Below are 26,038 nucleotides of genomic sequence, written 5' to 3' on the forward strand. Positions count from 1 at the left end.
ACTTCCAGACCACCTTGCAAATGCTCCAAGCGAGAGACAAGGCGCTTATCGCGGATCCCACGACGCGGGTGCCTATTCTGAGCGCTTGAAATCGGGGCTAACGTCATCTCGCCCGAGGGCCGATGGGTGCGCTTTCATCAGCCACTCGGCCACCAGAAGATTCGGTAGCCAGCATAACCAGGCAATCGCCCGATAGGCCACGACAAATTCGATGCCCAAGACAAACGTCGAGAAAGGCAGGTAAAGACGCAGCGTTACCGCAGACAGGGTCAAGGCGAACGAGCGCATCATCCAGCGCCGATGCTCAGCCAGCCGACCTGTCAGAACCTTACGCAGCGCGATGGCCGTTGTCGCCATCCACGCGATTCCAAGCGCACCGAATCCCGCGCCAGCGACAGGCCCGGTGGATATCCCGGCAGCAAGAAACACGGCGGAGAGGCCTCCGACCATGCAACCCGCGACATACACGCGTCCGGTCGCCCGATGCCACCCTGGGTGACGCAGACGAAGCCGGCGAACGAACTGGAGGGGCCCACAGAGCAGCGCCGTCGCGGCGCTGGTCGCGTGCACGATCAACCAGGGATGCACGTGCCGGTTGGCTGCGACCCCAGGTGGCACCGGACCTCGGTCGAACAGATAGCGATAGGACAGCAGGGCGACCGTGCCGCTCAATACAGCGAGCACGCCCCATGCATAGCCCGACCGTCTGGATTTCGCTGTCGTGCTTGCCTGCGACCGATACGCCGAATGCATCATGCTGCCCCCTGGAGTGACAAATGCGGCCATGGGCCGGACTTCAAGCCGCGGCATGTCCGCCGCGCCCTTCAAGTGCAACACTATCGGTGCCGGGCAGCCGAGCCCATGTTCGATCGTCGAAACATCTGTCGCTATCGTCCAGACATGACCGACCCGCTTTCCGACATCCTCACCCTCGTTCAGCTCGACTCGTATGGATTTCGCGGGTTGGACGCTGGAAGCGACTGGGGACTGCGTTTCCCACCAGCCGACGGCATCCGATGCTTTGCCATCGATTCGGGGGAATGCAGGATCGTGCTGCAGGACGCCCGCTCTCATATCGCCTTGGAACCGGGTGATGTGATTCTTGTGCAAGGAGGAGCCGCCATGCAGCTGTATGCGGGCGCCCCCGTGACGTGGCAGGACGCCATCTCGTTCCTGACACAGGTGCCGCCTGGCCACGTCGCTGAACTCAATGGCGGCGGGGTGTGTCGAGGCATCGGGGGTTTCTTTTCGTTGCGCGGCCAACATGCTGCGGCCATCCTTTCAGCGGTACCGCCGGTGGTCCACATCCGGTCTCAAGATCACAAGGCGGCGCTTCAAGCCAGCGTACGGCGCCTCATCGTCGAACTGCGCGAACCTCGGCCAGGCAGCGATCTGCTCGCTGGACACCTTGCGCAGGCGCTCTTGATCGAGGCCTTGCGCGCCCATCTCGAGACAGGCCAGCAGCAGATGGGATGGCTGGCCGCGCTCGGCGTGCCCGCACTGCATCGTGCCCTGACGGCCATGCACGCGAACGTCAGCCATCGGTGGACGGTCGCAGAATTGGCCGCCGCCGCACGGATGTCGCGCTCCAGCTTCGCCGCACATTTCGAGCGCGTCACCGGCGAGACGCCGATGGATTATCTGACCCGGTGGCGCATGGCCCTGGCGTCTCATCGTCTGCTGACGTCGACGCTGTCGGTCGGTGCGATCGGGATGTCTGTCGGTTACTCGTCTGAAAGCGCGTTCGCGGTTGCATTCAAACGCAACTTCGATGCATCGCCCAGCCAGTATCGCGCGCAATCAATAGCGGCCAAGTTCTGACGCTGTGGGTGTCTTAAGGACGCAAACACTGCTTAGGTCCCACCGCCCTAGATCAACGCAGGCGTCCCACCCTTGGACTCCGCAAACGCCATCACGCCTTGACCGCCAGTGTGGCGGAGAGAGTGGGATCGGATCACCTTCGACCCAACCCCTTCAAACCGTTGCAGAAAGCCTGCTGGGCAGGTTTCCTTTCAATGTTTCCTCGATCATAGCCGCTTGCTCAGCCCGATTGCCAGGACTCGCACATGCCCAGCACATAACGGCCTCCCGGCCGACACGGCTGGCGGGACGGACACCTATAACAGGCCGACAACACCCAACCTTCTTGGCCCCCGCGCGCCGCTTGGATTCCTAGGCATTGAAACTCAACTTCCAGATCTGTGAACCAGCGCAGATTCCGTCTCTTGCCAATCTGGGACGAAGTGCTTCGATGTGAAGACCCTTACTCGGAGCTTCAGAGATCCAATGCCCGCCAACGTAGAACTTCGCATCGCCAGCCGCCTTCTTCCTGCCCTGATGGCTCAGAGCGAAACCCGAGATGTCGCCCAGCGCGAAGTTGATATCCAACATGCCCTCGATGTGGCGGCCGCGCTGATACGCCGATTTGCCGCGTCCCCTGCCGGGCAAGCGCATCAGACCTATATGCCCAGCCCTGGAATGCGACCCGCGCCACGGGCTGCGACCGTGAGTCGGGATCAGGTGCCGCCGACGTTTCCATCGCAAGAGGAATGGCGCAAGGCACGCGGGCTGGACCCGGCTCCCTCCCCTCGAAAGCCCTCTGGACCGGCGATCCACTGAAAGACAAAGCCCCGCAGATGCGGGGCTCGTTCATTCAATGGAGGGTTGGCGGCCGCGGCTTCAAAACGGGCACAGGGCCGTCCGCAGCAGCCGGCGGAATGGCCTGGCGCTCAAGAACGAACTGTGACGGCGAAGGCAAGCCCTCCAGCTCGACCGCCTTGCGGAGGATGTCCGCATCCACCTCTGCCAGCGCCTCAGCCGACCCGCGCAAACGCGCCTTCTCTAGCTCCGTTGTCCGCTGCTCAAGGGCCGCCAGACGGCGCTCACGCCGCTGGGTCCATTCGGGCCGCGAATAGCCGTTGGTTCCCATGGGGTAGTCGGTGTTGAAGCGCTCCCATTCGTGCTGAGCTAGGTGATGTAGGCGTTCAGCCCTGCCCAGCGACACCAATCGCAAGGCACGCCCCAGGATCGCCGCTCGCAATGCCCGGACCTGAAGAACCGCTTTGGTGATCCACTGCCGCAAGGGGACCGTCTCCCCAGTCTTTGCCAGTTCGGCGTGGGCCCACTGAAGCCCGGCGTGGATGCGCTGGGTCGACAGGTCCGCCCTAGCTCGCGCGATGTCCTGAAGGTCGCGCAGGGCCTGAGCCAAGCGCTCGGCGAGGCTGACGGGGCGCTGGCCTTCGGTTACTTCGTGGTGGCGGCCCAGGACCTGAGGGAGCCGCATCCCGGACACGCCTCGAATCTCCAATCCACGAGCCAAGCCTTGCATGGAGGGCGGTCGGCCACCTAGGTCATGACCGACCGACGCCGACATGGGGACGGCCCTGCCCTCGCGCCCCGCCTGGATAGTGAGATGGTCCAGATGTTCGGCGTTGCCGACCTCAATGGCGTCGTTCTCTGCCACCAGCCGGCTGTCCATGCCCTTTCGGGACAGCGCGGTGGCCGCCTTGCCCAAGTGCTTGGTGGGTTCTCGAGACAATGCCATCGCCTGGAGCTCGTCACCCCGGTCCGACGCCGCCCGAGCCTGCTCTGCCAAGCTGCGGTGGTCGATCGTGACCGTCAGGCCAGCTGCTTCAAGGTGTGCGTTGGTCGTTTCCGCGACCATCTCCCGGACCCACTGGACTTGGACCTTTCCGGATGGACCGCCGTCCAACTCCCTGGTCTTCTCCCCAAATCCTTCTGGCCCAATGCGCCGAGTGCTGGCAAGCAGATGCACGTGGTGGTTGAGCCCATCCGCTGTTCCGGGGCAATGGATGCTCGCCTGGACGGCAAACTGGTATCGGTCGACCAATGCCTCGGCAATGGCGAATGCAAGATGGGCCCGCTGTTCGTCCGATAGCTCGTGGGGCAACGACAGTTCGAACTCCCGCGCCACTGTGGCGTCCTTCCGGCGCTCGGCGGCCTCCGCGACGGCCCAGAGCTCGCCGGGCACCAGAGCCCAATCCGGGGCATCTGGAGGCGCGAGGCAGAAGGTTTCGACAACGCCGCTTCTGCGGCGGTAGTCGTGCTGTTGGCCAGTAGCGAAATCGGACAGCAGCAGACCGCCCCGATAAGCGGCTGCGGCGACTGCGGACTGGCCTTTGCCTCGGCTGAAGGTTTTGACTGATGTGTGGAAGATGGCCATAAAGACTCCTGTGAAAACAGGTTCTTTATGGACCAGCTTTTGCCGTTGGCAAGCCTCGCAGAGGCTTGGGGTCCCAGGGGCGAAGCCCTTGGCGCACGCAATGTGAAACATTGCCTAAGTGCGCTCTTGCCTTTCATCCTCCATACTGTCCACCAATCTAAGAAATCGGAAAGCTAAGGATGAGCGACAAACCGACTGATGACAAAGAAGCAGAAGATGACAAAAAAGCGGCAGCCATTGAAGTGATTACGCGCGCCGCTGAAGCAGGCGACCCGTTCGACTCAAAGGATCCTGATCGCAAAATGGAACCGGATCTTCGATCACTCCCATCCATACGTTCCATTCAAGATGCCGCAAATGAACTTGGGGAACCAGATCCGACCAGCGGAATCCAACAAGGAAAAAATGGGGATTACAACATCACCACAGATAGCGCAAGGGAAACCGGCAAGGCGTGTCGAGAAATACTTACTCGCCGCGAAAACAAGAATACAAGGCGCAAGATAGGATCTGCCTTAGCCGGGATGTCACAAACGCCGAAGATTTCCCCGAAGAAGAAGATGTTCGTTACAAACCTCCCAGGGATCTCCGACTAACGAGCTTAAGGACTGCGACTCCAACTCAACGCCAACTGACTAGGCTGGCGCTGCCGGGCTCCCTAGACGTTCAAAAGCCTTTTTATAGGGCCACGCCGCGCTTGGCGGCGAACTGCATCGCAGGGGTCAGCATGGAGAGGTCGAACTCATCCATGTGACCTTTAAGGTATTGCGCCGTTGCTTCGCGGACACACGGATCCGGCTGCACTGCCTTGAATCGAGCGCGGCTATCGAAGGCGTAGCCATCAAAGTCGGCTTCGTAAAAACGGCAGTGGCGAGAGCCGTTCGACGCCAGAAGATCGAATACGACATTGCCAAATACTTGGCGTCGCCGCAGCTCTTCAGCCACGTCTTCCAAGTTCTCCTGCGGCAAGCTCTGCCCTGTCGCCATGACGACGACCGAGAAGGCTTCCGATGAAGAACTTATGACGACAAACTTTCGCATACCTTGCCTTTTGAACGGCTGATTCGTTGATGGCCACTCTCTACAAGCGAAAACACCTCATTCACAATGGCGACCGCCTCTTCACGCGTCTTTAGCATTCGCGTGGTGTCCACGTTGCCGTCCATGTGGAAGAGACGGTGCCGAAGGTTATGCCACAGCTGGTAACCTTCGACAAGAGTCTGCTGAACTTCTAGTGAGCAGGTCGCCTGATAGGTAGACAGGACTCTCGGCGTGGGTGCTTCCAAATCAAAATAATCACCTAGCTTTTCCCTAACATTTAGCGCGATACCGCCCTCTTCGCCCAGAAGCTGGAAGCAGTAGCCCTCAAGTCCTCGCAACGCGGGGTAGGCGACCGCAGAATAATCTTCCAGGGCAATGCCCACCTGCGTGAGCGCCAGCGAGGATGAAAACTGGATACGGACGGCGTCACGAAGGTAATCGTGAACGATAGGAATCTTAACCTCGAGGTTCTGCTTGATCTGCTCGACCGACAAAGGGACAGAGTAAATGTCCTTTTGGTGAGCAAGGATCTTGTCCACAGGAAGCATGGTTTGCACTGCATCCAATGCCCACCCGGCGACCTTTCCATGCACGCCTTGCATGTGGAACGTGCCATTCTTGTAGTGCTTGAAAGTCAGTCGCTCGCCATTTGTGCCAACCACACGAATCAGCCTGTAGTTGGCTGTCGTCTCGTCGCCGTTGATTTCCACGCCCTGCTCAAGCAGGTAATCCAAAACAAAGGCAACCTTCTCATCCTCGAAACGAGGGAGACTCGCATTGAGAGGGGAAGGAGAACCATACCCGCACCGATCCTTGATGGCATCCCCAAGAACCTCAAAGGTCGCCGCATCAAACCCCGACGAGTTGCCGATGGTGAACTTTCCGCCGTTATTGGCGAAGATCTGGACCAAGAAACGCTTCCCATTTAGCTCTCCGCTATGGTGAGTCAGTCGCCCTTCCTTCACGACCCGCTCGGCCAAATCAGTCGCGCCAGCATCCACCAGAGCGGATTGCACTTTCGCGCAATCGAGAAAAATGTCCTTGAACCGCTTCTCCGCCACTGCCGCCCCCTGATCGTCCTTAACACTAAATGATAACAGATCTGTGAGGCATGGATAGGAACACAAGCCGCCGTCCGGCGTTGACCTGGATGATCCGACATGAACTAGCTAACAAAACAGAATCGTCATTTATATTTCATTCATGTTCAAAAAATGAACTGTTAGCTTACTTCAGTTAAACAGTACGGTAATGACTCCGAAAATGGGCCGACCTGACCCGCACAAGCCATTGATTTTAAAGTAAACGTCAGCGCGGTTTAGGGCGGTACGATTGGCTAGCCCGACGTGCAAAATGTCACCTCTCAGGCGATGCCTAAGGCCGTGAATAAAAAGCCGATTTTTCGTTGACGATTTTTAGGCCCGCAGTATCTGTACTTCCATCCTCCAGATGGAAGCAACGCAGTGACCTCCCCCACCTCGAAACACCTCAACTCCTACCTCGCAGACCCAACGGGCTCCCTCAAACTGACAGACGTGCGCATTGGCCGCGTCCGCATCGGCGAAATGATCGTGACTGGCCGAGAAGCAGCCATCCATGCTCAAGAGATCATCAACGACGCCTGCGAGCGAACCCGTCGAGCGCTCCTTGGAAAGAATGGCACGCGCCACCCTGAGCCTCTCCCCGTGGCCGCCCCCGCTCGATTGCTCTCCATTGAGATCCGGGACTACCTGGCTGACCGCGAGCGCATGGGCCTGACACGCAACACCATCGAAGCCACAGCGCGGTCACTGAAGATGCTCCTGATGGCCTGCGGGGATATTCCGGTGTCCAGGGTCGACCACGTGCATATCTACCGACTCTGGGAGCTGATGCGCTGGGCTCCGCCACTTCTACAGTCAGATCCTCAGTATCGGAACTACACGTATGAGCAAGCGGTGGCCCAGGGGAAGGCGCTCTGCGTCCAGCCGCCTGCACCGGCCACCGTAGAGAAGCACCGACGGTTCCTGGTCACCTTCTTTGGGCGGCTGGACAAGGCGAAAGCCATTGCGGGCTCTCCCATGCACTTCTTCCCAGAGGCGAAGAAGGATCTGGTCATTGACCCCGACAAGGCCGAGCGCTTGTTTGACGAAGAAGATTTGCGTCGCATCTTTGCCCCCAACACATTCATCCCCTGGGCCATGAAAGCGCCCCACCGGTGGTGGGTGCCGATGATTGGACTCTACACGGGAGCGCGTATCAATGAAGTCGCTCAGCTGAAGCTCGCAGACATTGTCCAGGAGAGCGGCGTTTGGTGCATCAAGATTCAGAAGACGGTAGACGCGGACCTGAGCCACAGAGACAGGAACCGGAGCCGACAAAGCCTAAAAGGAAAAGCAGCCGTCCGAACGCTCCCCATTCCCCAACCGCTGCTCGATGCTGGTTTCCTGGCGTTCGTGGAGGACATCCGAGCTTGTGGCCATCCTCGCCTCTTCCCCCACTTGTCTGCCGGCGTGCGACGCGACAATGGCGACACCAACGCCCGTTACAGCCAAGGCGTCCTCAACCAGTTCAGCCGATACATGAAGGATCTCGGCTTTCCTAAAGGCGTCGGGTTCCACGCTTTCCGGCATACCCTTGCCACGGAGCTGCATCACATGGGGGTGGCCGATGAGGACATTGCCCTGGTCACCGGCCACTCCATCAGCAAGCGGGTCCCTGTGCTGCACGAGGCCTATTTCCACAAGAAGCCAGCGCAGGCACGAACGAAGCAGATCGCAGTCCTGGAGCGGTATCGCCCTGATGTGGCGCTTCCGGTCTACCAAGCGGGGCAGTTCAAGGGGGCGTTGTCCGATCCTCGTAAGTTCTACCCCTGATTATCCTTCGACCCCTTGCCCGCCACTGGACTAGGTGACCTGTGGCGGGTGACGGACGCACCACATAGCTAATCCCAGCATTTCGCGTCACATCTCAAACAGATAGATCCGGCTGTTCGAACGCCATGCCCAATACTAGATCTCGCCCCCAATCACCAGCTTGCTCACATCGTCCTCGCTGTCTTTCCAGTCAATCGCCAAGTTGATCGAAAACTTCTTCTCGAGAGCTCTCGGGATATTCCTAGCAGACCATCGAATCAGCAGACAGCCCCTAGGCTCGCCTTCACCTTGAGGAAGGAAAAGGATGATGGGTAGATTCACCGCACGCGCCTGATGCCGAAAGTCTACACAGCTCCCTTCCGCAGACTTGCATAGAATCGCATCTTCAGCGTAGTCCCAGTAGAAACGCTCTGGGTCACGCGGGACAGGGTGAGGGTTGAAATGTCGGTGAAGGTCCGCGACTTCAGGAAGGGAGGGTCGGCTGAACCGCTCAAAACCAGAATAGCGTTCTAATATTGGCGGTTGTGGCGGTGTGAACCGAATGCCTGGAGGAAACCACTTTTCCTTCAGCTTGTCATTGACAAGCATCATCGGCCCCTCCACGAGGACCTCCAGCGTCAGCCCTTCGGCGGGAGCACCGCCCACGTTATTTACAGATAGGGTCAGCTCAAACAATCCCTGGTCAAGATTGAGTCTGGCAGGAAGCTTCTCAATCCGTTCGCGGACACTCTTACACCACTCCCGGCGGGCTTGCTGATAAGCCAACAAATCACTCTGCCTCGTTACCGTGACCTGGCCCGGCACGCCGGCGCTTTCCTCAGGAAAGCGACTCTCGATGATTTCTGCTGCAGTGTCGATGAAATCGTCGCATAAAGGACGGTATTGACGGATCGAACCGGATATCCGGTCGACCTGCTTTTCATCCCGAAACAGTTGAACTTCGACTTGGGGGAAGCGGTTGCTCCAAACCTTCAACTCGTCCTTGAGCTTGGCTATTTCTTTATCACGCTCATCATTCTCAGGAGCAAGAAGCCATGATTCGGGGATCTTCTTGAAGGGCAGTCCAACAGACTTGGCCATTCTTCTTGGAAGTCGGTCATGGGTCAGGAACACGACGCTTCCGCACTCTTGATGCAACGCGAACGCTTGCTCCACGATCCTTCCATCCGCCGATGAGAGGTCCAAGCTTGCGGGCTTGGCACGCTCAGGATCGAAGAAAGGAGCGAGCAGCCAAACGACCCGAGGACCACTCTCCCTAACCACAAGCTCATCGACCTCGCCATCGATTAGGGGATCGAGCTTTTCGAAGACACCGCGCGCCCGCCTGGCTGCCCGGTTGTTGCCGTTCGACTTGTGGTGATCAAGCTCGCCCATCACTTCGTCCAAGAGGAAGAGCTCGACTTTTGCCGCGTTTGTCAATTCGTCCCATGGCAAAAGTTCTGCCGCCTTCACTTGGAGGAAGAAGTTGGTGTCTAAGGCGAATCGTTGAATAGAGTCCATGGCCCATTCTGCCCTCCCCTCACCCCGCATTCCACTCACCAGCGGTCTCCTGCCGATAGCAAAACCGGCCTCCTCAAGGCAGGGCCCATTGGCTTTCAGACAACCGAAGAGCAAGACCGAGCCAAGGCCTCGATGGCTGCTCTTAGAGCGCCACCCTCAACGCCCGGCCTCCGCTTTAGCCACCATGTCCTTCAGGCGCTGGAGGGCTTCCTTCTGCTTGGCGAGCGGCAGCCTGGACACCAACAAAATCACTTCGGCCAGCGTATCTGAGGTTGCATGGAAGTAAGCGACCGGAAGACCTAGCGCTTTAGCTAATGCCTGAGAGGTCGCCGGGTCAGGGTCATGTTGACCCGTTTCGTAGCGACTCACTCGGGTCGCCCCCGAGACGGAGTCCACCATTCCAATCCGCTCCGCCAGCTGGGCCTGCGTCCAACGCTTGGCGAGCCTGGCGCTTCGCAGGCGCTTGCCATAGACCGTCGTAGGCGTTTTGGGCTGCATCCGGATTCTTGCACCAAAGCTGAACTCCTCCCAAGTCTGACTGTTGGAACCCGATTGCACATCTGCGATTATCGTAAATGCCGCCGGCGTGGCGGTCTACAGGGGCACCTAATGAAGGACACCACAAGGATGGCCGCCGCTCTGGCGGCCGCGCTGTTGCTGCGTGGCCAGAGCGTATCGGCCCAGGAAGCCAGTCAGTCCACCCAGCAGGCGGAACAGCCCGGCTTCTTCAGGCAGCTGAGGAGGAGCTTGAAGGATGCTGGCGGCCAGATGATTGGAGTGAAGCCCACCGGGGCTGCCGCTGGCCAAGCCACTAACAACCAGCCGATCTACACCCCGGTCAGCGGTGCAGGGAAGCTGCCCGGGCTCTTCAAATCCGATAACCACCAGCTCGCCCAGCAGGGCCGATTGGAGTGGCCTCGGGTCTCTTTGACCTACGTTGACTGGGGCACAACGCTGCCGTGTTGGACGGTCGAGGCGAAGATCTGGACCAGCGCCAATGCTTCGACCACGGAGACCTTCCGGAGCTGCTCTAACGCCGCACTGACTGAAGTCGACGACCTGGGCGACATGGCTGAGCTCAACACGGCGGCGCTCTGGAAAGGCCGCGACAGCCTCACCGGCGTTCGGGTGCCGTCCAACAAGGCCAATACCGGGGCCAGCCGGTCTACCGGTCCTAACCCGCCCGCCCAACCGTTTGTCGTCAACGTCAGCCGCCCTGGCGTTTCGGACAAGGCGGTCGACGTGGCCCTGAGGGTGGCGTGGGTTTCTGGATTCATCCAGACCGCTGACCTGCACCCGGGCGCGTCGGGGATGCTGACCCCGTTCAAGGACAGCCGGATGTGGATTGCGGGGTTCAATCCGGAAGGCAATCGAGACCGGTAAGCCCTCTCTTTCTCTACCCGTCCGGGGCGGCCTACCGCCGCCCCATCATCACCCTCAAGGATTGACCCATGAACGCAAGGTTTCCCCTGGCCGGCTTGGCCATTGCACTTACCCTCACTGCTTGCGGTGGCCCGCCGTCTACTAACGATGCCGAAAGGGCACTCGCCACCCTTCTGGAGGAAAGCGGGGCTGGACGGGTTGGGGACATCCGCGACTTCGAACTGACCGGATGCGTCGAGGCCCAAGACGTGGAGGGCTACCGTTGCGACACCAAGGGGAAAGTCTCCATCGATATCGGCGGCCGACAGGTGCCCATTCCGGTCAGCAAGAACCTTAGGTATGCGAAGGAGTCAGGGAGCTGGAGGGCCTACGCCAAATGAGCGCTCCGCCCCCTCTGCTTGACCAGCCGGTGCCCGCCCGGCGCAAGTTGCTGACGCCCCGCGACAGGTTTTTCAGGTGGTATGTGCTGTCTCTGCTCTTTCTGGGACCTTTTGGGTTCATTGTCGGGCCGCTTATGGCCCGGCGAGGAACACGGAAGGTAGGACGCCTCTACCCGGCCGAAGCTCGAGTCGCTCAGGCCAGGGATAAGGGGTTCGCCTGGTGGCAGTGGTGGGCCATGACCGTGTTGACCCTGATGGGCGCGCTTGGGGCCTTTGCTGTCCTGAGCGGATTGCCGATGTTCCTCTTTGTCATGTATGCGAAGCTGACGCATTAGAAGAAATACATGCCTGGGATAAGAATGGCCGCCATTGGCGGCCTTTCTTTCGGCGAACGTCGCAGCGCCTGATTCGTCCGACGCAATGGAGCCCGACCGCAAGGCCTTGACTTCCTATAGCTCCGCGCTAGCTTTCAGACAACTCCCCCATTGATTGCCGACGTGACTAGAACCTCACTACTTAACGAAGAAAAGGAAACAGAGAGGAAAATCTGGGAAAAGGTATACCTAGCGTCTCTAGATCGCGTTTCACCACACGAGGCTTCTGCGGAAGCCGACTTGGCCGTCAGACTATGGGCAAAGAAATGGCGCGTCACGACCACGTCAGACCGAAAAATATCACAGCTTCCAGATCAAGCGCTCGACGCAGATTAAATCAAGGCACGGGCACGCTTACGCCGCGGCGGCTCACGCCAACTGTCTGCTTACGCCGTGGAGACATGCGCGGTGAGCTCGATATCATTACTTCCGCAAGATGCCTAGTCGACCCAACGACCCGGTAGAAGCTTCCCGTATCTGACATAACCACGGCAAATATCCCCTCTTCCTCCTCATCCTCTCCTATCAAGTAGTTTACGTAGAACTGCAACTCGTTAATGGTGAGGCCTACTTTTCGACCGCGCAAGCGACCATCCTCCGAGAAGCAAGTATTGACTTCGGAATCTAGAGCGTCATCCAAGCTGACAACTTCTGACGTTAGACGATTTCTCCCCTCCCCCCAGGTGAATCCAAAATAGCTCCTTGGCCATGGCTTTAAATACTGCCAAGGCGGATTTTCGTCTTTGGCACCAAATAGCGCAGCACACGCCACGACGTAAGGCTCGACAACGATTTCACCGACCAATCCTCTGTCGTCGTCTAGCCACTCGTCCCAATAAACGAAATGGTGGCCAGCAAGCGACAACTTGAAGAAACTTAAAAGAGCAGATCGCTCCTTCTGGTCGTCCTCTTCCTGGTCGTCCTCTTCGCCCCATGAAGACAACTCCTCCAACCGATTCCAATACCTTGCCAGCGACCTATAAGCCAGCTTCGGCCTTTTATCATCAGATCCGACCCACTCATCCCTAATGCCTAAGCGCCTAGCTTTTACCTCAAAAACAAAATAACGCTCACCAGAAGAATAAACTACATCTCCAATCGCCGATTCAGCATTACCATCAAGCTTAACAAAGCCAGGCGGGAAGGCCGCCGCTGGAGATTTCCATCGGGCACACCTCAACCATTGCGCGTCACGGAGTGCCGTAACGACTGTATCTTCCCATAATCTGGTCATTTAACTTCACCTGATGGACATCAGAGTCAAACAAAAGGACGATCGAACGCTAAAGCAACAAGGTGCACGTAGACTTCTGAGATCCAACACACCCTAACAATCCCGACAGAAATAGTTAACAGAAGCAATCCCGAGCGAGTGCGCTCCGATACCATCTCGCTTTTCGCGCACGGTAAACACACGACTGTAAGTTGAGTGGTGCTCGTCATCGAGCTCATGCCCAACAATCTGTGCCCGGAGCTCTGAAACCACACCAGCCCCCTGCAACTCTTGGATGAACGTCTTCCTGAGTGAGTGGAACCCGCGCTTGGCTGGCTCCCAGTTCTTCCCCACCTCAGCCAAGTGTCGACTAAACGCCTTGGTGATCCAGTTGCCCTGCCCGTTCACGGCGGTTGCTTTCGCTGCCGGGAAGAGCCTCGTTTCACCGGCCTTGCGCTTGCCACTAACCCACTCAAGGAAGCCCATCTTGAGGAGCTCGGGGTGGAGCGGCACCGTCCTAAGGCTGACCTCGGTTTTCACTTTCTGGTGCTCGCCATCGTCAGAGACTCGGATACAAGGGATGCCATCCTCTTCGAATACGTCCCTGAGGAGGAGTTGGCCGACCTCTGACGCCCGAGCTCCGGTGAAGAGGCCAAGCAGCGAGGCCCAGCGGGCCGACTCTGACAGCTTTGCCAGCGCCTCAGGCGCAAACAGGGCATGGATCTGTGCCCTGTCATAGGCTTTGAACCCCAGCTTCTTGCGGGCCCGCTTCTCACGCTGGGAATAGCTCACATGCCCGCTGGCCGGGTTGTCACCACGGGGGTAGTGCCCCGAGGCCATTGCCCATTCGAAAAAGCCACCTTTGCCACCGATGTAGCTCTGCTTGTTCGTGAGCGTTGGCGTGGATGCGCCCTTCTCACGCATGTCTTGATACCACCGCGCCAAATCTGAGCGAGTGATGGCATGAACCTTTGCCTTCGGACCCAGGAAGCTCACCAACGACTCAACCGCCGTCTTCTTGATGGTGTAAGTTTTTGGCAGTGTCGAGCCCTTGAGGGTCGCCAGGAACGCGTCCCGAGCCTTGCCCAAGGTCATCGTTTCAAGTGCTGGCACTGAGGCTTGTCGCACAGGGCTCACCGGATGCGAGGCTCCGAATGTGGCGTAGGCGGCCACTGGGAGCCGCGGCTGGGCGGTTGCCCCACCCTTTGCTTCCAGCTCCATCAGCTGCCGATAGAGCTTCAGGTCCTTCGGGCTGTCGATCTCCCAGTGCTCGATAACCGTCCCATCCGGTTGATGGGTCCGATTGAGCGTCAGCTCTTGGAGGTTCTCGGCGCTCGTCAGGCGAGCGATAAGCAGGTCAGCGTCCGTCTTACTGAGCTTGGCCACGCGTTGATCCTTCAACTGTGCGAAGAGCCGAGCATACCCCGCCCCAAGCACGACTGCACGGACGTGCGCCTGAGCGAGGTCTTTGGTCTTCAGAGTCCGCTTGATGAGCCGGCAATCGAGCACGACTTGAAGATCGACAGGGACACGCTGGACGAACGACCAGCGGCCGGTGGAAGACCGGCTCAAATGATGGGGGATACGCATGCGAGTGTTCCCTCTGCATGCTTCCTGCTTTCCAAGCCACCCAAACCGATGATTTCAAATAAAAATCAACGAGTTAAGATCGATTGGCGGAGAGAGTGGGATTCGAACCCACGGAAGGTTTGACCCTTCGCCGGTTTTCAAGACCGGTGCCTTAAACCGCTCGGCCATCTCTCCGTTTGCGAACGCGGCGGTAACCAAGAACCGTCGGTAAGGGCTGGCATTTTCGCACGCCCGCGGCGGTTTTGCTCGACCGATGTGCTCGGCCGGCGTCGCGATCAACCCGCCTCGACCGCCATCGCGCCCAGGGTCGAGTGCCGGGCCTTGGTGCGTTCGGGGCAGTTGCCGCCGCAGTCCAGGCGCGAGGCTTCGATCTGGCGCGGCAGGTGTTCGGCGAGGAAGTCGATGAACACGCGCACCGCCGGCAGCAGGCCGCGGCGCGAGGCGAACACGGCGTGGCAGATGCCCTGCGGCAGCGACCATTCCGGCAGCACCACTTCCAGTTCGCCGTTGCGCACCGCTTCGGCGCAGACGGTCTCGGGCAGCAGGGTGATGCCGAAGCCGTCCTTGACCATGGACTGCAGCAGGGGGAAGTCGAAGCCGGCCACGCGCGGCTGCAGGTCGACGCGGCGCACTTCGCCGGCCGGGCCGTGCAGTTCCCAACGCTGCCGGGCTTCGTCCTCGCTGATGCTGAGGGTGACGTGCGAGGTCAGCTCCTCGGGATCCTTGGGGCGGCCGGCGCGGTCCAGGTACTTGGGGCTGGCGACCAGCAGTTCCTGCACCTGGCCGAAGCTGCGCATCACCAGGCTGCCGTCGTCGTCAAGGCGCGAACGCACGCGCAGGGCGACGTCGTAGCCTTCGTTGATGATGTCGACGCGGCGGTTGCTGATGTTCAGTTGCAGCCGCACCTTGGGGTACTGGTCCAGGAACATCGGCAGCAGCTTGGGCAACTGCATCTGCGCCAGCGACACCGGCACGCTCACCCGCACCAGCCCGCGCGGTTCGGCGCTGAGCCGGTCGACCACTTCGCGTGCGGCCTGCGCCTCGGCCAGCATGGTCTGGGCGTGGCGGTGCACGCTCATGCCCAGGTCGGTGACGGCGAAACGGCGCGTGGAGCGCTGCAGCAGGCGCACGCCCAGGTCGCTCTCCAACTGGCTGATGCGGCGGCTCAGGCGCGACTTGGGGATGCCCAGGGCGCGCTCGGCGGCGGCGAACCCGCCGTGGTCGACCACCATGGCGAAGTAGTACAGATCGTTGAGGTCGTGCATGTTCTTTCGATATTTAGAACGATGGGGACAATCGGATCCGGTTCATTCTACTCCTACAACGATTTGCGCTGCAGGGACGCCGGTCGCGCTCGCGCGGTGGCTCAGGCACGGATGGAGGCGGTCGCAGGGTAACCCCGGCCGGGCTAGCGCGAAGTGACGGGACGGGAGTTCGGCGCACGCGGAACGCCGCTGCGGCGAGTCCTGCAGTGAGCGATGCATGCGAACGCCCTGCCCCGTCCGGGTCGAAGCCCCAATTGGCGCAAGGCGGTGCACTGCCCGCATCAGGACACGTTGCCTGAACGCAGGGACGGACAGGAGGGCGTCGCCGCAGCAACGGCGACGCGAGGCGCGCCCGGGGCCGACGCCCCGGGCCCGAGCGATCAGCCGATCCGCTCGGCCCCGCCCATGTACGGGCGCAGCGCGTCGGGCACGGTGATCGAGCCGTCGGCGTTCTGGTAGTTCTCCATCACCGCGATCATGGCGCGGCCGACCGCGGTGCCGGAGCCGTTGAGCGTGTGCAGCAGCTCGGGCTTGCCGGTGGCGGGGTTGCGCCAGCGCGCCTGCATGCGCCGCGCCTGGAAGTCGCCGCAGTTGGAGCAGGAGGAGATCTCGCGATAGGTCTGCTGCGACGGCAGCCAGACTTCCAGGTCGTAGGTCTTGCTGGCCGAGAAGCCCATGTCGCCGGTGCACAGCAGCATCTTGCGGTACGGCAGGCCCAGCGTCTCCAGCACCACTTCGGCGCAGCGGGTCATGCGCTCGTGTTCGGCGGCGCTGTCTTCCGGGCGGCACACGCTGACGAGTTCCACTTTCTCGAACTGGTGCTGGCGGATCATGCCGCGGGTGTCGCGGCCGCCGCTGCCGGCCTCGGAGCGGAAGCACAGCGAGTGCGCGGTCATGCGCAGCGGCAGGCGCTCGGCCTCGACGATCTCGTCGCGCACCAGGTTGGTCAGCGAGATTTCCGAGGTGGAGATCAGGTAGCGCTTCTGTTCGCCCAGCGCGGTGGCGAACATGTCTTCCTCGAACTTCGGCAACTGGCCGGTGCCGTACAGGCTGTCGGCGTTGACGATCACCGGCACGTTGGTTTCCTGGTAGGCATGTGGGCCGGTGTGCAGGTCCAGCATGAACTGCGCCAGGGCGCGGTGCAGACGCGCGATTGGCCCGCGCAGCACGGTGAAGCGCGCGCCCGACAGCTTGGCCGCCGCCTCGCCGTCCAGCCAGCCGTGGCGCGCGCCGAGTTCGACGTGGTCCTTGACCTCGAAATCGAAGCTGCGCGGGCTGCCCCAGCGCTGCAGTTCGACGTTGTCGGCTTCGTCCTTGCCCACCGGCACGTCGGCCTGCGGCAGGTTGGGAATCTCCAGCGCCAGCGTCTCCAGCTGCGCGCGGATCTCGTCCAGGCGCTGCTCGGAGGCCTTTAGCTCGTCGCCGAAGCCGGCCACTTCGGCCATCAGCGCGCTCGCGTCCTCGCCCTTGGCCTTGGCCTGGCCGATCGCCTTGGAACGGCTGTTGCGCAAGCTCTGCAGTTCCTGGGTCCGCACCTGGATGCGCTTGCGGTCGGCCTCCAGGGCCTCCAGGGCGGCCACGTCCAGCGCATAGCCGCGACTGGTGCGCAGGCGCTCGGCGAGGTCGGCGGGCTGTTGGCGAAGCAGAGCGGGATCGAGCATGGGCGCGGGGTGCCAGGGGAACGAACCCGGGATTATCGCCTGTCCGTCGCGGTTTTGCCGACTCGCGCCCGCCGCGGCGCGCGATTCACCGCGGCTATGCCAGAATCGAACGGTTCCCTACGGTGAGTCCCATGTCCACGTCGCCCTCGTCCTCCAAGTCCGGCATCGTGCTGCATCTGCCGCGGCGCCTGCTCGCGATCGTCGGCATCGCCTTCGCCGCCGGCCTGCTGCTGTTCCTGGTGGTGTGGCTGGTCGGACGCAAGGACAACGATTTCTACAAGCCGCAGCCGGCGCAGGTGCAGCAGGAGACCGAACAGGTGAAGCCGCTGCCCGAACCGCTGCCCGCCGGCAGCGCCGCCAGCAGCATGCCGCAGGCCAAGCCCGCGCCCGCCGGCGACGCGCCGAAGCTGGTGGAGACCGCACCGGCGCCGCCGCCGACCACCGAAGCGCCGGCGCCGGCCGCAGGCGGCGATGTCGCCGGCAACACGGCCACCGCGCTGGCACCGGGCAACCGCCCTGTGCCGCTGGAAGGGCAGACCCCGCCGCCGCGCTATCCCCCGGCGGCGCTGCGCCGTGGCGATGCCGGCACGGTGGTGGTGCGGGTCGAGGTCGATGCCAGCGGTGCGCCCGCCGGCGTGGCCCTGCTCCGGCGCAGCGGCTCGCGCGATCTGGACCGCGCGGCGATGGAAACCGTGCGCCGCTGGAAGTTCCGCCCGGCGCAGCAGAACGGTCGTGCAGTGCCGGCCAGCATCGAGATTCCGTTCGACTTCAAGCCGGGGCCGTAACTGAACCGCCGCCCGGACGCGCGGGCGGCGTTCACATGGGGGTGACACCCCTGAGGCGGGTCCTGGGTGACACTGGATCCGTCCCACGGCACCGGAGTTGCCGCCATGCCCACCCCGTACAAGTCGACACAGCCGCTGGACGCGTGGAAGCGCCCCGCCCGCCCGTCGTCTGCGCGCGGGGAAGCGCATGCGCGGGCCGATCGCGGGTCGCCCTGGGCCTGGATGATCGTGATTGCACTGGCTCTGGCGGTGGCCGGCTGGTGGCTGGCGGTGGACCGCGACGACGACGGCAGCGGCTACCGCGCTACCCAGTCCACACCGTCGACACCGGCCAACGATCCGCCGCGTCCGCAGCCGACGCACTGACGTTTCGAAAACCCGAGTTGCCTCTTCCCCCGGCCGCGCTTGCACGCGGCCGGTGCTGCGCAGGCGGTCAGGCGGTGCGCAACGCGAAGCCGGCGCCGCGCGCCAGCGTGTCGAAACCCGGGAACGACGTCGCCACGTTCGCCACGTCCTGGATCCGCACCTCGCCCTGCGCCAACTGTCCGGCGATAGCGAAGGCCATGGCGATGCGATGGTCGCCGTGGCTTTCGATGGTCCCGGCACCCAGCGTGCCGCCGTGGATGGTGGCGCCGTCCGGGGTCTCATCGACGACGATGCCGAGGCTGCGCAGCCCGGTGGCCATCGCCGCCAGGCGATCCGATTCCTTGACCCGCAGCTCCGCCGCACCGCTGACCACGGTCTGGCCGTCGGCGGCGGCGGCGGCGACGAACAATGCCGGGAACTCGTCGATCATGTCCGGCACCACGTCCTCCGGAATCCGCGCACCGCGCAGCGGCGCGTAGCGCACGCGCAGGTCGGCGACCGGCTCGCCGCCGTGCTCGCTGTGGTTGTGCTCGACGATGTCCGCGCCCATCAAGCGCAGCGCGGCCAGCAGACCCGTTCGGCGCGGATTGAGCCCGACCGCCTTCAGGGTGATGTCCGAGCCGGGAATGATGCTGGCGGCGACGATGAAGAACGCCGCAGAGGAGAAGTCCGCCGGCACCGCGATATCGGTGGCGCGCAGACGCTGGCCGCCGCGCAGCCGCGCCTGGCCGGGCGCGAACGCGATGTCCACGCCGAACGCGGACAGCATGCGTTCGGTGTAGTCGCGGGTGGGATGCGGCTCCTGCACCGTGGTGACACCGTCGGCATACAGACCGGCCAGCAGCACCGCCGACTTGACCTGGGCGCTGGCCACCGGCGAGACGAAGTCGATGCCGCGCAGCGGCTGGCCACCATGGATGCGCAGCGGCGGCACGCCATTGGCCTCGGTGTCGATGCGCGCGCCCATCAGCGCCAGCGGCTCGGTGACCCGGCGCATCGGCCGCTTGGACAGCGATGCATCGCCGACCAGCACGCTGTCGAAGGGCTGCGCCGCGAGCAGCCCGGCGAGCAGACGCATGCCGGTGCCGGCGTTCCCGCAATCCAGCTCGCCCTGCGGAGCCTGCAACCCATCCACGCCCACGCCATGCACGATGCGCTGCGACGGTGACGGCGTCTCGATCCGTACCCCGAGCCGCGCGAAGATCGCCGCCGTCGAACGCGTGTCCTCGCCCTCGAGAAACCCCTCGATCCGCGACGTGCCATCGGCCAACGCCGCGAACATCACCGCCCGGTGCGACACCGACTTGTCCCCCGGCACCGTCAGCGTGCCCTGCAGCGCAGTGCCGCACGTTGCGATCCAGCCTTGCTCGTTGCTCATCATCGTTCCTGAAAGTCCAACCACCCGAAGATTCACCACCACCCGGCGACATCGGCGCCGCTACCGCGCGCTTGCGCTGCTGCCACGACGCCTACACCAAGTCAGCCACCGCCGTTGCCGTTGCTGTTGTTCCTGCTGTTGCCGTTGTTCTTGCTGTCGCTGTTGCTCTCAATCCCCCCGTGAGGGCTGGCGGACACGGCGGGTAAAACCCCGTGAGGGGCGACGCGCAGGATGCGCGTCGTTTTCGGCAGGCACATGGATGTGCCTTCCGAAAATTCCCGTCGTGTCCGCGGACCCCGCGCGCAGCGCGGGGCAGCCCGCCCGGGGGTGTGTTTCTTTTGGTTACTTTTCTTTGCACAAGCAAAGAAAAGTGACTCGCGCGTCAGCGCGAAAGCTGTTGCCGTTGCCGTACCGCTTTTCTGCAGCCAACCACTCAGAACACTTGACTGTTAATCAGAGGGTCTTTGATTTGCGACGTGATGTCGCAAAGGCCGACCGGCTCGATCAAGGCACCGCCACCGGATACGACCCCAACACCTTGATCTGCGCCGAATGCGCCTTCAACTCCGCCAACGCCAACTTCATCGCCTCATCCTCCACATGCCCCGCCAGATCGATGAAGAACCCGTACTCCCACTTCGCCTGATGCGACGGCCGCGACTCGATCCGATTCATGCTGATCCCATGCCGCGCGAACGGACTGAGCACATCGAACAACGCACCCGGCTTGTCGTGGATGAACACCAGCACCGACGTACGATCGTGCCCCGACGGCGGGAAGATCTGCCGCCCGATCACCAGGAAGCGCGTGGTGTTGTCCGCGTCGTCCTCGATCGACTTCATGATGACCTTCTTCAGCGCATACACATGCGCCGCACTCTCCCCGCCGATCGCCGCCGCATCGTCGGCATTGCGCGCCCGGCGCGCGCCTTCGGCGTTGCTGGAGACCGGAATCTTCTCCACCTTGGGCAGGTTCGCGCGCAGCCAACCGGCGGTCTGCGCGAACGACTGCGGATGCGCGTAGATCCTCTCGATCGCGTCCAGCCGCCCGCTGCGCGAGAGCAGGAACTGGTGCACGCGCAGCTCGGTCTCGCCGCAGATCTTCAGGTTGGAGGTCAGAAACATGTCCAGGGTGACCTGGATCGTGCCCTGCCCCGAGTTCTCCACCGGCACCACGCCAAAGTCGGCGTTGCCGCTTTCCACTTCCTGGAACACTTCCTCGATGGTGGCCATCGGCAGGCCCACCGCCGAGCGGCCGAAGTGCTTGAGCACCGCCTGCTGGCTGAAGGTGCCTTCCGGCCCCAGGTAGCCGATCTTCAGCGGCTCCTGCTGCGCCAGGCACGCGGACATGATCTCGCGGAACACGTGCACCAGCACTTCGTCGCTGAGCGGGCCCTGGTTGCGGTCCACCACCATGCGCAGCACCTGCGCCTCGCGCTCGGGCCGGTAATAGTCCACCGCCGCGGCAAGCTTGCCCTTGGCCTTGCCGACCTGGTGCGCGAACTGCGCGCGCTCGGCGATCAGCGCCTGGATGGTGCGGTCGATCTCGTCGATCTTGGCGCGCACGTCGGCCAGGGCCGGCGTGGCGGCGGGTTTCGCAGGCTTGGCCGGCTTGGCGTCGGCGGCGGGAGATTTCTTCGGCTTTGCGGCCATGGATCGGGGGTTCCTCGGTGGTCCGGATCGCCGGCGCGATCCGGTCGCGGCTGAAGCCGCTCCTACAAAAATCGGCGACTCAGCCGTGGCGCTGCTGGAAGTCGTGCATGAACGCGACCAGCGCCTGCGCGCCGGCCAGGGGCATGGCGTTGTACAGCGACGCGCGGATGCCGCCGACCGCCTTGTGGCCCTTCAGCGCCAGCAGGCCGGCCGCCTTGGATTCGGCGACGAAGCGCGTGGTGAGAGTCTCGTCCGGCAGGAAGAACGGGATGTTCATCCGCGAGCGCACCGCCGCCGCGACCTCGTTGCGGTAGAAGCCGCCGGAGGCGTCGATCGCCGCGTACACCAGCGCCGACTTGGCCTGGTTGCGCGCGGCGAACGCCTCCACGCCGCCCTCGGCCAGCATCCATTTGAACACCAGCCCGGCCAGGTACCAGTTCCAGGTCGGCGGCGTGTTGAGCATGGAGTCGCGCGCCACATGCGAGCGGTAATCGAAGATGTCCGCGCGCGGCTGGCCGGCGCGTTCGAGCAGGTCGCGGCGGATGATCACCACGGTGACGCCGACCGGGCCGAGGTTCTTCTGCGCGCCGGCGTAGATCAGCGCGTACCTGGAGACGTCGATCGGCTCGGAGGCGATGCTGGAGCTGAAGTCGGCGAACAGCGGCACGTCGCCAACGTCGGGCGTGTCGCGGAACTCCACGCCGTGGATGGTCTCGTTGGCGGTGATGTGCACGTAGGCGGCATCCTCGCGCAGCTGCCAGGCCGCGCGCGGCGGGATGTCGCGGAAGCCGTCGGCCTCGCTGCTGGCGGCCACGTGCACGTCGACGTACGGCCCGACCTGCTTGATCGCGGTCTTGCCCCAGTGCCCGGTCACCACGTAGTCCACGGTCTGCCCGGGCGCGGCGAAGTTCAGCGCCAGCAGCGCCTGCTGGGTGGTGGCGCCACCGGCCAGGAACAGCACGGCATAGTCGTCGGGAATGCCGATCAGCCGGCGCAGGTCGGCGTCGGCCTGCGCCGCGACCTCCATGAACTCGGCGCCGCGGTGGCTCAGCTCCACGATCGAGGCGCCCACGCCGTTCCACTCCAACATCTCCGCCTGCGCCTGGCGCAGGACCGATTCCGGCAAGGCAGCGGGGCCGGCACTGAAATTGAACGCGCGCGTCATGGGGCACCTATCGGACAGGACCCCTAGTATGCCGCAGCGCAACAGCTTGCGGCCCGGGCAATTTAGGTTGCATTTGCATCCATTCGCCCTGCGCATGCGTAGTCTGTGGTGAAGTCCCCGCCACCGCTCGCCCCCTTCGCTCCAGGAGTCCGCCATGTCGTTGCGCGATGCCCTCACCGTCCCCAGCCGCGAGATCACCGACGAGGCGGTCTACCGCGACCGGCGGCGCCTGCTGCAGGCCCTGGCGCTGACCCCGGTGGCCGGCCTGGTCGGCTGCGCCGACGCCGAGCCGCCGGCCCCGCCCAAGACCGTGGTGACGCCGGAGCAGGCGCGCAGCGGGTTCCGCACCAACGAGGAGCTGACCCGCTACGAGGACGTGACCAGCTACAACAACTTTTACGAATTCGGCACCGACAAGACCGATCCGTCGAAGGCGGCCAAGACCCTGCGCACCTCGCCATGGTCGGTGAAGGTGTCCGGCGAATGCGAGAAGCCCGGCACGCTGTCCCTGGACGACCTGCTCAAGGGCCATACGCCCGAGGAGCGGATCTACCGGCTGCGCTGCGTGGAAGGCTGGTCGATGGTGATCCCGTGGCTGGGCGTGCCGCTGGGCGACGTGCTCAAGCGCTTCGCGCCGACCTCCAAGGCCAAGTATGTCGCCTTCACCACCCTGGCCGATCCCAAGCAGATGCCCGGCATCCGCTACAGCTCGATCGACTGGCCGTACAAGGAAGGCCTGCGCATCGACGAGGCCATGCACCCGCTGACCCTGCTCGCCACCGGCCTGTACGGCAAGCCGCTGCCGCAGCAGAACGGCGCGCCGCTGCGGCTGGTGGTGCCGTGGAAGTACGGCTTCAAGAGCATCAAGTCGATCGTCGAGATCCGCTTCGTCGAGCGCATGCCGGAAACCGCCTGGCACGAGCTGCAACCCTCCGAGTACGGCTTCTTCTCCAACGTCAATCCGGCGGTGGACCATCCGCGCTGGAGCCAGAAGACCGAGCGCCGTATCGCCGGCAAGGCCAGCAAGCTGTTCGCCGAGCGCATTCCCACCCGCCCGTTCAACGGCTATGCCGATCAGGTGGCGTCGCTGTATGCGGGGATGGATCTGAAGAAATGGTATTGAGGAGAGGCTGGGAATGGGGAACTGGGAATCGGGAATGGGAAAAGCGCGGCGCCTGGTGGTTGCCTCGCGCGACGGCTGGAATCGCAGTCGGCGTGCCGCGTGGCACCTGTGCCGACACGGCGCGATGACGGCGCATGGCTAAGACCTCCGCTTCGTTGATCGCTGCCAAGGCGGTGGTGCATGCGCTGGCGCTGGCGCCGATGGCGTACCTGGGCTGGCAGTTCTGGCAGGTGTGGCAGACCGGCAGCGATGCGCTCGGTGCCGATCCGGTGGCCGAGGTCGAGCACCGCACCGGGTTGTGGGCGCTGCGGCTGCTGCTGTTGACCCTGGCCATCACCCCGCTGCGGCAGCTGACCGGGCAATCGGTGCTGCTGCGTTTCCGGCGCATGCTCGGGCTGTACGCGTTCTTCTACGCGACCGTGCATCTGGCGGCCTATCTGGGGTTGGACCTGCGCGGCTACTGGACGCAGATCTTCGAGGAGATCGTCAAACGCCCGTACATCACCGTCGGCTTCCTGGCCTGGTTGCTGCTGGTGCCGCTGGCGATCACCTCCACCCAGGGCTGGATGCGCCGGCTCAAGCGCAACTGGGGCAAGTTGCACAAGGCGATCTATGCGATCGGCGTACTCGCCGTGCTGCACTTCTGGTGGCTGGTGAAGTCGGACATCCGCGAACCGCTGCTGTACGCGGCGATCCTGGCGGTGCTGCTGGGCTGGCGCGGCTGGCGGGCGCTCAGCGCGCGCCGAACCACAGCAGGCCGCTGAGCGCGGCGGCCAGCAACAAGGCGCTGAGCAGCAGCCACGGCCAGCGCCGCGCGGTGGCCGGACGTGGCGCCACCGCCGGGGTCAGCGCGAGCGCGGCCAGGGCCGGGTCGTCGCGCAGCGGCTCGGCACCGACGACCTGCGGGACCTCCAGCACGAAGCGGTGCTGGGCATCGAACACCACTTGGTCGCCGGGCTGCAGCCAGCAGCTGCGCACGGCCACGCCGTTGACCTGGGTCTGCGCATCGCCGAAGCCGCGCAGCAGCACCCGCTCGCCATGCCGTTCCAGGCGCGCGTGCTGTTCGGCGCAGGCCGGATCGTCGATGCGGATGTCGCACTCGCGCAGGCGGCCGATGCTGCGCACCCGGTCCACGGTGAAACTGCGGCCATGGTGCGGACCGCCGACGCCGCGCAGCACCAGGCGCGGATCGTCGTACTCGGCCTCGCTGACCTCAGGCAGGCGCTGCAGCGGCTCGCACTTGCCCTGCACCACCATCTCCACGCCGTCGGCGTAGACCGCGTCGCCGGCGCGCAGCAGGGCCATGCGCCGCACCGGGCGGCCGTTGACGTGGATGCCGCGGCTGCCGTTGGCGACCTGCAGCCACAGGCCGCGCCGGTCCAGACAGAACTGCGCCAGCAGCAACGCGCCCTGGGTGTCGTCGACCACGCTGACCTGGCCGGAGGCCAGCCGCACGATGCGATGCACGCCCGCGCGCAGGGGCCGGTCGGGATGTTGGCGGTTGCTGAAATGGACTTGCAGATCGTGCACGGCAGGCAGCCTAGCAGGTTGCCTGCAAGTGCAGAAGCGCGCGCTGGACAATGCACCGCGCATACGCACAATGCCTGATCGTTCACGCGGGCACCCGCCCGCACAGGAGCCAGCATGTCCAGCATCGACATCCGCCACGACCACGACAAGACCCCCGCGCAGGCCCGCAAGGCCATCGAAACCGCCGCCAAGAAGCTGGCCGAGCGCTTCGACCTGGAATCGCACTGGGATGGCGATTCCCTGCTGTTCTCGCGCTCGGGCGTGGACGGACGCATCGAACTGCTGCCCAAGCAGGTGCACGTGACTGCCGAACTGGGCTTCCTGCTGTCGGCGATGAAGGGCACGGTGGAAAGCGAGATTCGTCGCGTGCTGGCGGAAAAGCTGGGCTGATCAGTGCATCGAGCCCCTCTCCCCTCGGGAGAGGGGTTGGGGTGAGGGTGCGGCGCGTGCAGCGACTGCGACGAACTGGCGATGCGAGGCTTCGCTCGCACCCTCATCCGCCCCTTCGGGGCACCTTCTCCCGAGGGGAGAAGGAACAGCTCAAAGCCCCTCTCCCGTCGGGAGAGGGGTTGGGGTGAGGGTCCGACCGCTGA

25 protein-coding genes and 1 tRNA gene are annotated in these 26,038 nt (G+C 63.2%); 11 read left to right on the forward strand and 15 right to left on the reverse strand.

Annotation, left to right across the window (positions count from 1 at the left end):
- Positions 1 to 72 precede the first annotated feature (72 nt).
- A complete protein-coding gene (locus CEK66_RS05955; RefSeq protein ID WP_198527637.1) occupies positions 73 to 786 on the reverse strand; it encodes a DUF2306 domain-containing protein in 714 nt (237 codons plus the stop codon).
- A gap of 75 nt (positions 787 to 861) precedes the next feature.
- On the opposite strand from CEK66_RS05955, the gene CEK66_RS05960 reads away from it, so the two are divergent.
- A complete protein-coding gene (locus tag CEK66_RS05960) occupies positions 862 to 1,821 on the forward strand; it encodes an AraC family transcriptional regulator (protein ID WP_226978507.1) in 960 nt (319 codons plus the stop codon).
- A gap of 832 nt (positions 1,822 to 2,653) precedes the next feature.
- Here the strand turns inward: CEK66_RS05960 and CEK66_RS05970 are convergent.
- Positions 2,654 to 4,183 (reverse strand): MobA/MobL family protein, encoded by a 1,530-nt coding sequence (locus tag CEK66_RS05970; RefSeq protein ID WP_152236267.1) that lies wholly within the window; start codon positions 4,181 to 4,183, stop codon positions 2,654 to 2,656.
- A 179-nt stretch (positions 4,184 to 4,362) separates the two neighbouring features.
- On the opposite strand from CEK66_RS05970, the gene CEK66_RS05975 reads away from it, so the two are divergent.
- On the forward strand, positions 4,363 to 4,779 hold the full coding sequence (locus tag CEK66_RS05975; protein ID WP_152236268.1) for a hypothetical protein: 417 nt from the start codon (positions 4,363 to 4,365) through the stop codon (positions 4,777 to 4,779).
- A gap of 82 nt (positions 4,780 to 4,861) precedes the next feature.
- On the opposite strand, the gene CEK66_RS05980 is transcribed toward CEK66_RS05975, so the two are convergent.
- Both CEK66_RS05980 and CEK66_RS05985 read right to left on the reverse strand, forming a co-directional pair.
- Positions 4,862 to 5,224, reverse strand: a complete 363-nt coding sequence (locus CEK66_RS05980) for a type II toxin-antitoxin system RnlB family antitoxin (RefSeq protein WP_152236269.1) — start codon at positions 5,222 to 5,224, stop codon at positions 4,862 to 4,864.
- Positions 5,203 to 6,351 (reverse strand): RNase LS family HEPN domain-containing protein, encoded by a 1,149-nt coding sequence (locus CEK66_RS05985; RefSeq protein ID WP_226978508.1) that lies wholly within the window; start codon positions 6,349 to 6,351, stop codon positions 5,203 to 5,205. Before CEK66_RS05985 ends, CEK66_RS05980 begins: the two co-directional genes overlap by 22 nt.
- Positions 6,352 to 6,687: 336 nt before the next feature.
- On the opposite strand from CEK66_RS05985, the gene CEK66_RS05990 reads away from it, so the two are divergent.
- Entirely contained in the window at positions 6,688 to 8,079 is a 1,392-nt protein-coding gene (locus tag CEK66_RS05990; protein ID WP_152236270.1) for a site-specific integrase, read from the forward strand.
- Between the two features lie 135 nt (positions 8,080 to 8,214).
- Here CEK66_RS05990 and CEK66_RS05995 read toward each other — a convergent pair whose 3' ends face one another.
- Both CEK66_RS05995 and CEK66_RS06000 read right to left on the reverse strand, forming a co-directional pair.
- Positions 8,215 to 9,579: a PIN domain-containing protein gene (locus CEK66_RS05995; protein ID WP_193312581.1), complete on the reverse strand. Its 1,365-nt coding sequence runs from the start codon at positions 9,577 to 9,579 to the stop codon at positions 8,215 to 8,217.
- Positions 9,580 to 9,735: 156 nt separating this feature from the next.
- Positions 9,736 to 10,077 (reverse strand): helix-turn-helix transcriptional regulator, encoded by a 342-nt coding sequence (locus CEK66_RS06000; RefSeq protein WP_152236303.1) that lies wholly within the window; start codon positions 10,075 to 10,077, stop codon positions 9,736 to 9,738.
- Between the two features lie 111 nt (positions 10,078 to 10,188).
- Here CEK66_RS06000 and CEK66_RS06005 point away from each other — a divergent pair, with 111 nt between their 5' ends.
- The 3 genes from CEK66_RS06005 (at position 10,189) to CEK66_RS06015 (ending at position 11,677) form a co-directional block, all read left to right on the forward strand.
- Complete coding sequence (locus CEK66_RS06005; protein WP_152236272.1) at positions 10,189 to 10,962, forward strand: hypothetical protein; 774 nt, start codon at positions 10,189 to 10,191, stop codon at positions 10,960 to 10,962.
- Between the two features lie 68 nt (positions 10,963 to 11,030).
- Entirely contained in the window at positions 11,031 to 11,342 is a 312-nt protein-coding gene (locus tag CEK66_RS06010) for a hypothetical protein (protein ID WP_088429177.1), read from the forward strand.
- Positions 11,339 to 11,677 (forward strand): hypothetical protein, encoded by a 339-nt coding sequence (locus CEK66_RS06015; protein WP_152236273.1) that lies wholly within the window; start codon positions 11,339 to 11,341, stop codon positions 11,675 to 11,677. Before CEK66_RS06010 ends, CEK66_RS06015 begins: the two co-directional genes overlap by 4 nt.
- A gap of 376 nt (positions 11,678 to 12,053) precedes the next feature.
- On the opposite strand, the gene CEK66_RS06020 is transcribed toward CEK66_RS06015, so the two are convergent.
- From CEK66_RS06020 to serS, 5 genes are all read right to left on the reverse strand, one after another.
- Positions 12,054 to 12,950 (reverse strand): hypothetical protein, encoded by an 897-nt coding sequence (locus CEK66_RS06020; protein WP_152236274.1) that lies wholly within the window; start codon positions 12,948 to 12,950, stop codon positions 12,054 to 12,056.
- Positions 12,951 to 13,043: 93 nt separating this feature from the next.
- Positions 13,044 to 14,519, reverse strand: coding sequence for a site-specific integrase (locus CEK66_RS06025; protein WP_193312582.1), 1,476 nt, complete (start codon positions 14,517 to 14,519; stop codon positions 13,044 to 13,046).
- Between the two features lie 84 nt (positions 14,520 to 14,603).
- Positions 14,604 to 14,693, reverse strand: a tRNA-Ser gene (locus tag CEK66_RS06030).
- A 101-nt stretch (positions 14,694 to 14,794) separates the two neighbouring features.
- Positions 14,795 to 15,784 (reverse strand): LysR family transcriptional regulator, encoded by a 990-nt coding sequence (locus CEK66_RS06035; RefSeq protein ID WP_010342573.1) that lies wholly within the window; start codon positions 15,782 to 15,784, stop codon positions 14,795 to 14,797.
- 380 nt (positions 15,785 to 16,164) lie between these two features.
- Positions 16,165 to 17,445, reverse strand: coding sequence for a serine--tRNA ligase (serS, locus tag CEK66_RS06040; protein ID WP_017914468.1), 1,281 nt, complete (start codon positions 17,443 to 17,445; stop codon positions 16,165 to 16,167).
- 131 nt (positions 17,446 to 17,576) lie between these two features.
- Here serS and CEK66_RS06045 point away from each other — a divergent pair, with 131 nt between their 5' ends.
- A complete protein-coding gene (locus CEK66_RS06045) occupies positions 17,577 to 18,230 on the forward strand; it encodes an energy transducer TonB (RefSeq protein ID WP_152236275.1) in 654 nt (217 codons plus the stop codon).
- 105 nt (positions 18,231 to 18,335) lie between these two features.
- Positions 18,336 to 18,596, forward strand: coding sequence for a hypothetical protein (locus CEK66_RS06050; protein ID WP_148829457.1), 261 nt, complete (start codon positions 18,336 to 18,338; stop codon positions 18,594 to 18,596).
- Positions 18,597 to 18,663: 67 nt separating this feature from the next.
- On the opposite strand, the gene aroA is transcribed toward CEK66_RS06050, so the two are convergent.
- The 3 genes from aroA to serC all read right to left on the reverse strand — a co-directional run bounded on the left by aroA (position 18,664) and on the right by serC (position 22,792).
- Complete coding sequence (gene aroA / locus CEK66_RS06055; RefSeq protein ID WP_152236276.1) at positions 18,664 to 19,977, reverse strand: 3-phosphoshikimate 1-carboxyvinyltransferase; 1,314 nt, start codon at positions 19,975 to 19,977, stop codon at positions 18,664 to 18,666.
- Between the two features lie 501 nt (positions 19,978 to 20,478).
- Positions 20,479 to 21,627: a prephenate dehydratase gene (pheA, locus tag CEK66_RS06060; RefSeq protein WP_017910781.1), complete on the reverse strand. Its 1,149-nt coding sequence runs from the start codon at positions 21,625 to 21,627 to the stop codon at positions 20,479 to 20,481.
- Between the two features lie 79 nt (positions 21,628 to 21,706).
- Positions 21,707 to 22,792 (reverse strand): 3-phosphoserine/phosphohydroxythreonine transaminase, encoded by a 1,086-nt coding sequence (gene serC / locus CEK66_RS06065; protein WP_152236277.1) that lies wholly within the window; start codon positions 22,790 to 22,792, stop codon positions 21,707 to 21,709.
- 154 nt (positions 22,793 to 22,946) lie between these two features.
- On the opposite strand from serC, the gene msrP reads away from it, so the two are divergent.
- A complete protein-coding gene (msrP, locus tag CEK66_RS06070; protein ID WP_152181387.1) occupies positions 22,947 to 23,915 on the forward strand; it encodes a protein-methionine-sulfoxide reductase catalytic subunit MsrP in 969 nt (322 codons plus the stop codon).
- A 134-nt stretch (positions 23,916 to 24,049) separates the two neighbouring features.
- Positions 24,050 to 24,679, forward strand: a complete 630-nt coding sequence (msrQ, locus tag CEK66_RS06075) for a protein-methionine-sulfoxide reductase heme-binding subunit MsrQ (RefSeq protein WP_043092131.1) — start codon at positions 24,050 to 24,052, stop codon at positions 24,677 to 24,679.
- On the opposite strand, the gene CEK66_RS06080 is transcribed toward msrQ, so the two are convergent.
- Positions 24,648 to 25,445, reverse strand: coding sequence for an FHA domain-containing protein (locus tag CEK66_RS06080; protein WP_152236278.1), 798 nt, complete (start codon positions 25,443 to 25,445; stop codon positions 24,648 to 24,650). The two genes, msrQ and CEK66_RS06080, sit on opposite strands and share 32 nt — an antisense overlap.
- A 114-nt stretch (positions 25,446 to 25,559) precedes the next feature.
- Here CEK66_RS06080 and CEK66_RS06085 point away from each other — a divergent pair, with 114 nt between their 5' ends.
- Positions 25,560 to 25,835, forward strand: coding sequence for a polyhydroxyalkanoic acid system family protein (locus tag CEK66_RS06085; protein WP_152236279.1), 276 nt, complete (start codon positions 25,560 to 25,562; stop codon positions 25,833 to 25,835).
- Positions 25,836 to 26,038 lie beyond the last annotated feature (203 nt).

Origin of the sequence: Xanthomonas sp. LMG 12460 (genome assembly GCF_009192895.1) — a bacterium.
Taxonomy (GTDB): Bacteria; Pseudomonadota; Gammaproteobacteria; order Xanthomonadales; family Xanthomonadaceae; genus Xanthomonas_A; species Xanthomonas_A sontii.

Bases quoted from the DNA above. Each gene is read 5' to 3' on its own strand.
- CEK66_RS05955 (WP_198527637.1), bottom strand. From the start codon at position 786: ATGGCCGCATTTGTCACTCCAGGGGGCAGCATGATGCATTCGGCGTAT.
- CEK66_RS05960 (WP_226978507.1), top strand. From the start codon at position 862: ATGTTCGATCGTCGAAACATCTGTCGCTATCGTCCAGACATGACCGAC.
- CEK66_RS05970 (WP_152236267.1), bottom strand. From the start codon at position 4,183: ATGGCCATCTTCCACACATCAGTCAAAACCTTCAGCCGAGGCAAAGGC.
- CEK66_RS05975 (WP_152236268.1), top strand. From the start codon at position 4,363: ATGAGCGACAAACCGACTGATGACAAAGAAGCAGAAGATGACAAAAAA.
- CEK66_RS05980 (WP_152236269.1), bottom strand. From the start codon at position 5,224: ATGCGAAAGTTTGTCGTCATAAGTTCTTCATCGGAAGCCTTCTCGGTC.
- CEK66_RS05995 (WP_193312581.1), bottom strand. From the start codon at position 9,579: ATGGACTCTATTCAACGATTCGCCTTAGACACCAACTTCTTCCTCCAA.
- CEK66_RS06000 (WP_152236303.1), bottom strand. From the start codon at position 10,077: ATGCAGCCCAAAACGCCTACGACGGTCTATGGCAAGCGCCTGCGAAGC.
- CEK66_RS06005 (WP_152236272.1), top strand. From the start codon at position 10,189: ATGAAGGACACCACAAGGATGGCCGCCGCTCTGGCGGCCGCGCTGTTG.
- CEK66_RS06010 (WP_088429177.1), top strand. From the start codon at position 11,031: ATGAACGCAAGGTTTCCCCTGGCCGGCTTGGCCATTGCACTTACCCTC.
- CEK66_RS06015 (WP_152236273.1), top strand. From the start codon at position 11,339: ATGAGCGCTCCGCCCCCTCTGCTTGACCAGCCGGTGCCCGCCCGGCGC.
- CEK66_RS06020 (WP_152236274.1), bottom strand. From the start codon at position 12,950: ATGACCAGATTATGGGAAGATACAGTCGTTACGGCACTCCGTGACGCG.
- CEK66_RS06025 (WP_193312582.1), bottom strand. From the start codon at position 14,519: ATGCGTATCCCCCATCATTTGAGCCGGTCTTCCACCGGCCGCTGGTCG.
- CEK66_RS06035 (WP_010342573.1), bottom strand. From the start codon at position 15,784: ATGCACGACCTCAACGATCTGTACTACTTCGCCATGGTGGTCGACCAC.
- serS (WP_017914468.1), bottom strand. From the start codon at position 17,445: ATGCTCGATCCCGCTCTGCTTCGCCAACAGCCCGCCGACCTCGCCGAG.
- CEK66_RS06045 (WP_152236275.1), top strand. From the start codon at position 17,577: ATGTCCACGTCGCCCTCGTCCTCCAAGTCCGGCATCGTGCTGCATCTG.
- CEK66_RS06050 (WP_148829457.1), top strand. From the start codon at position 18,336: ATGCCCACCCCGTACAAGTCGACACAGCCGCTGGACGCGTGGAAGCGC.
- aroA (WP_152236276.1), bottom strand. From the start codon at position 19,977: ATGATGAGCAACGAGCAAGGCTGGATCGCAACGTGCGGCACTGCGCTG.
- pheA (WP_017910781.1), bottom strand. From the start codon at position 21,627: ATGGCCGCAAAGCCGAAGAAATCTCCCGCCGCCGACGCCAAGCCGGCC.
- serC (WP_152236277.1), bottom strand. From the start codon at position 22,792: ATGACGCGCGCGTTCAATTTCAGTGCCGGCCCCGCTGCCTTGCCGGAA.
- msrP (WP_152181387.1), top strand. From the start codon at position 22,947: ATGTCGTTGCGCGATGCCCTCACCGTCCCCAGCCGCGAGATCACCGAC.
- msrQ (WP_043092131.1), top strand. From the start codon at position 24,050: ATGGCTAAGACCTCCGCTTCGTTGATCGCTGCCAAGGCGGTGGTGCAT.
- CEK66_RS06085 (WP_152236279.1), top strand. From the start codon at position 25,560: ATGTCCAGCATCGACATCCGCCACGACCACGACAAGACCCCCGCGCAG.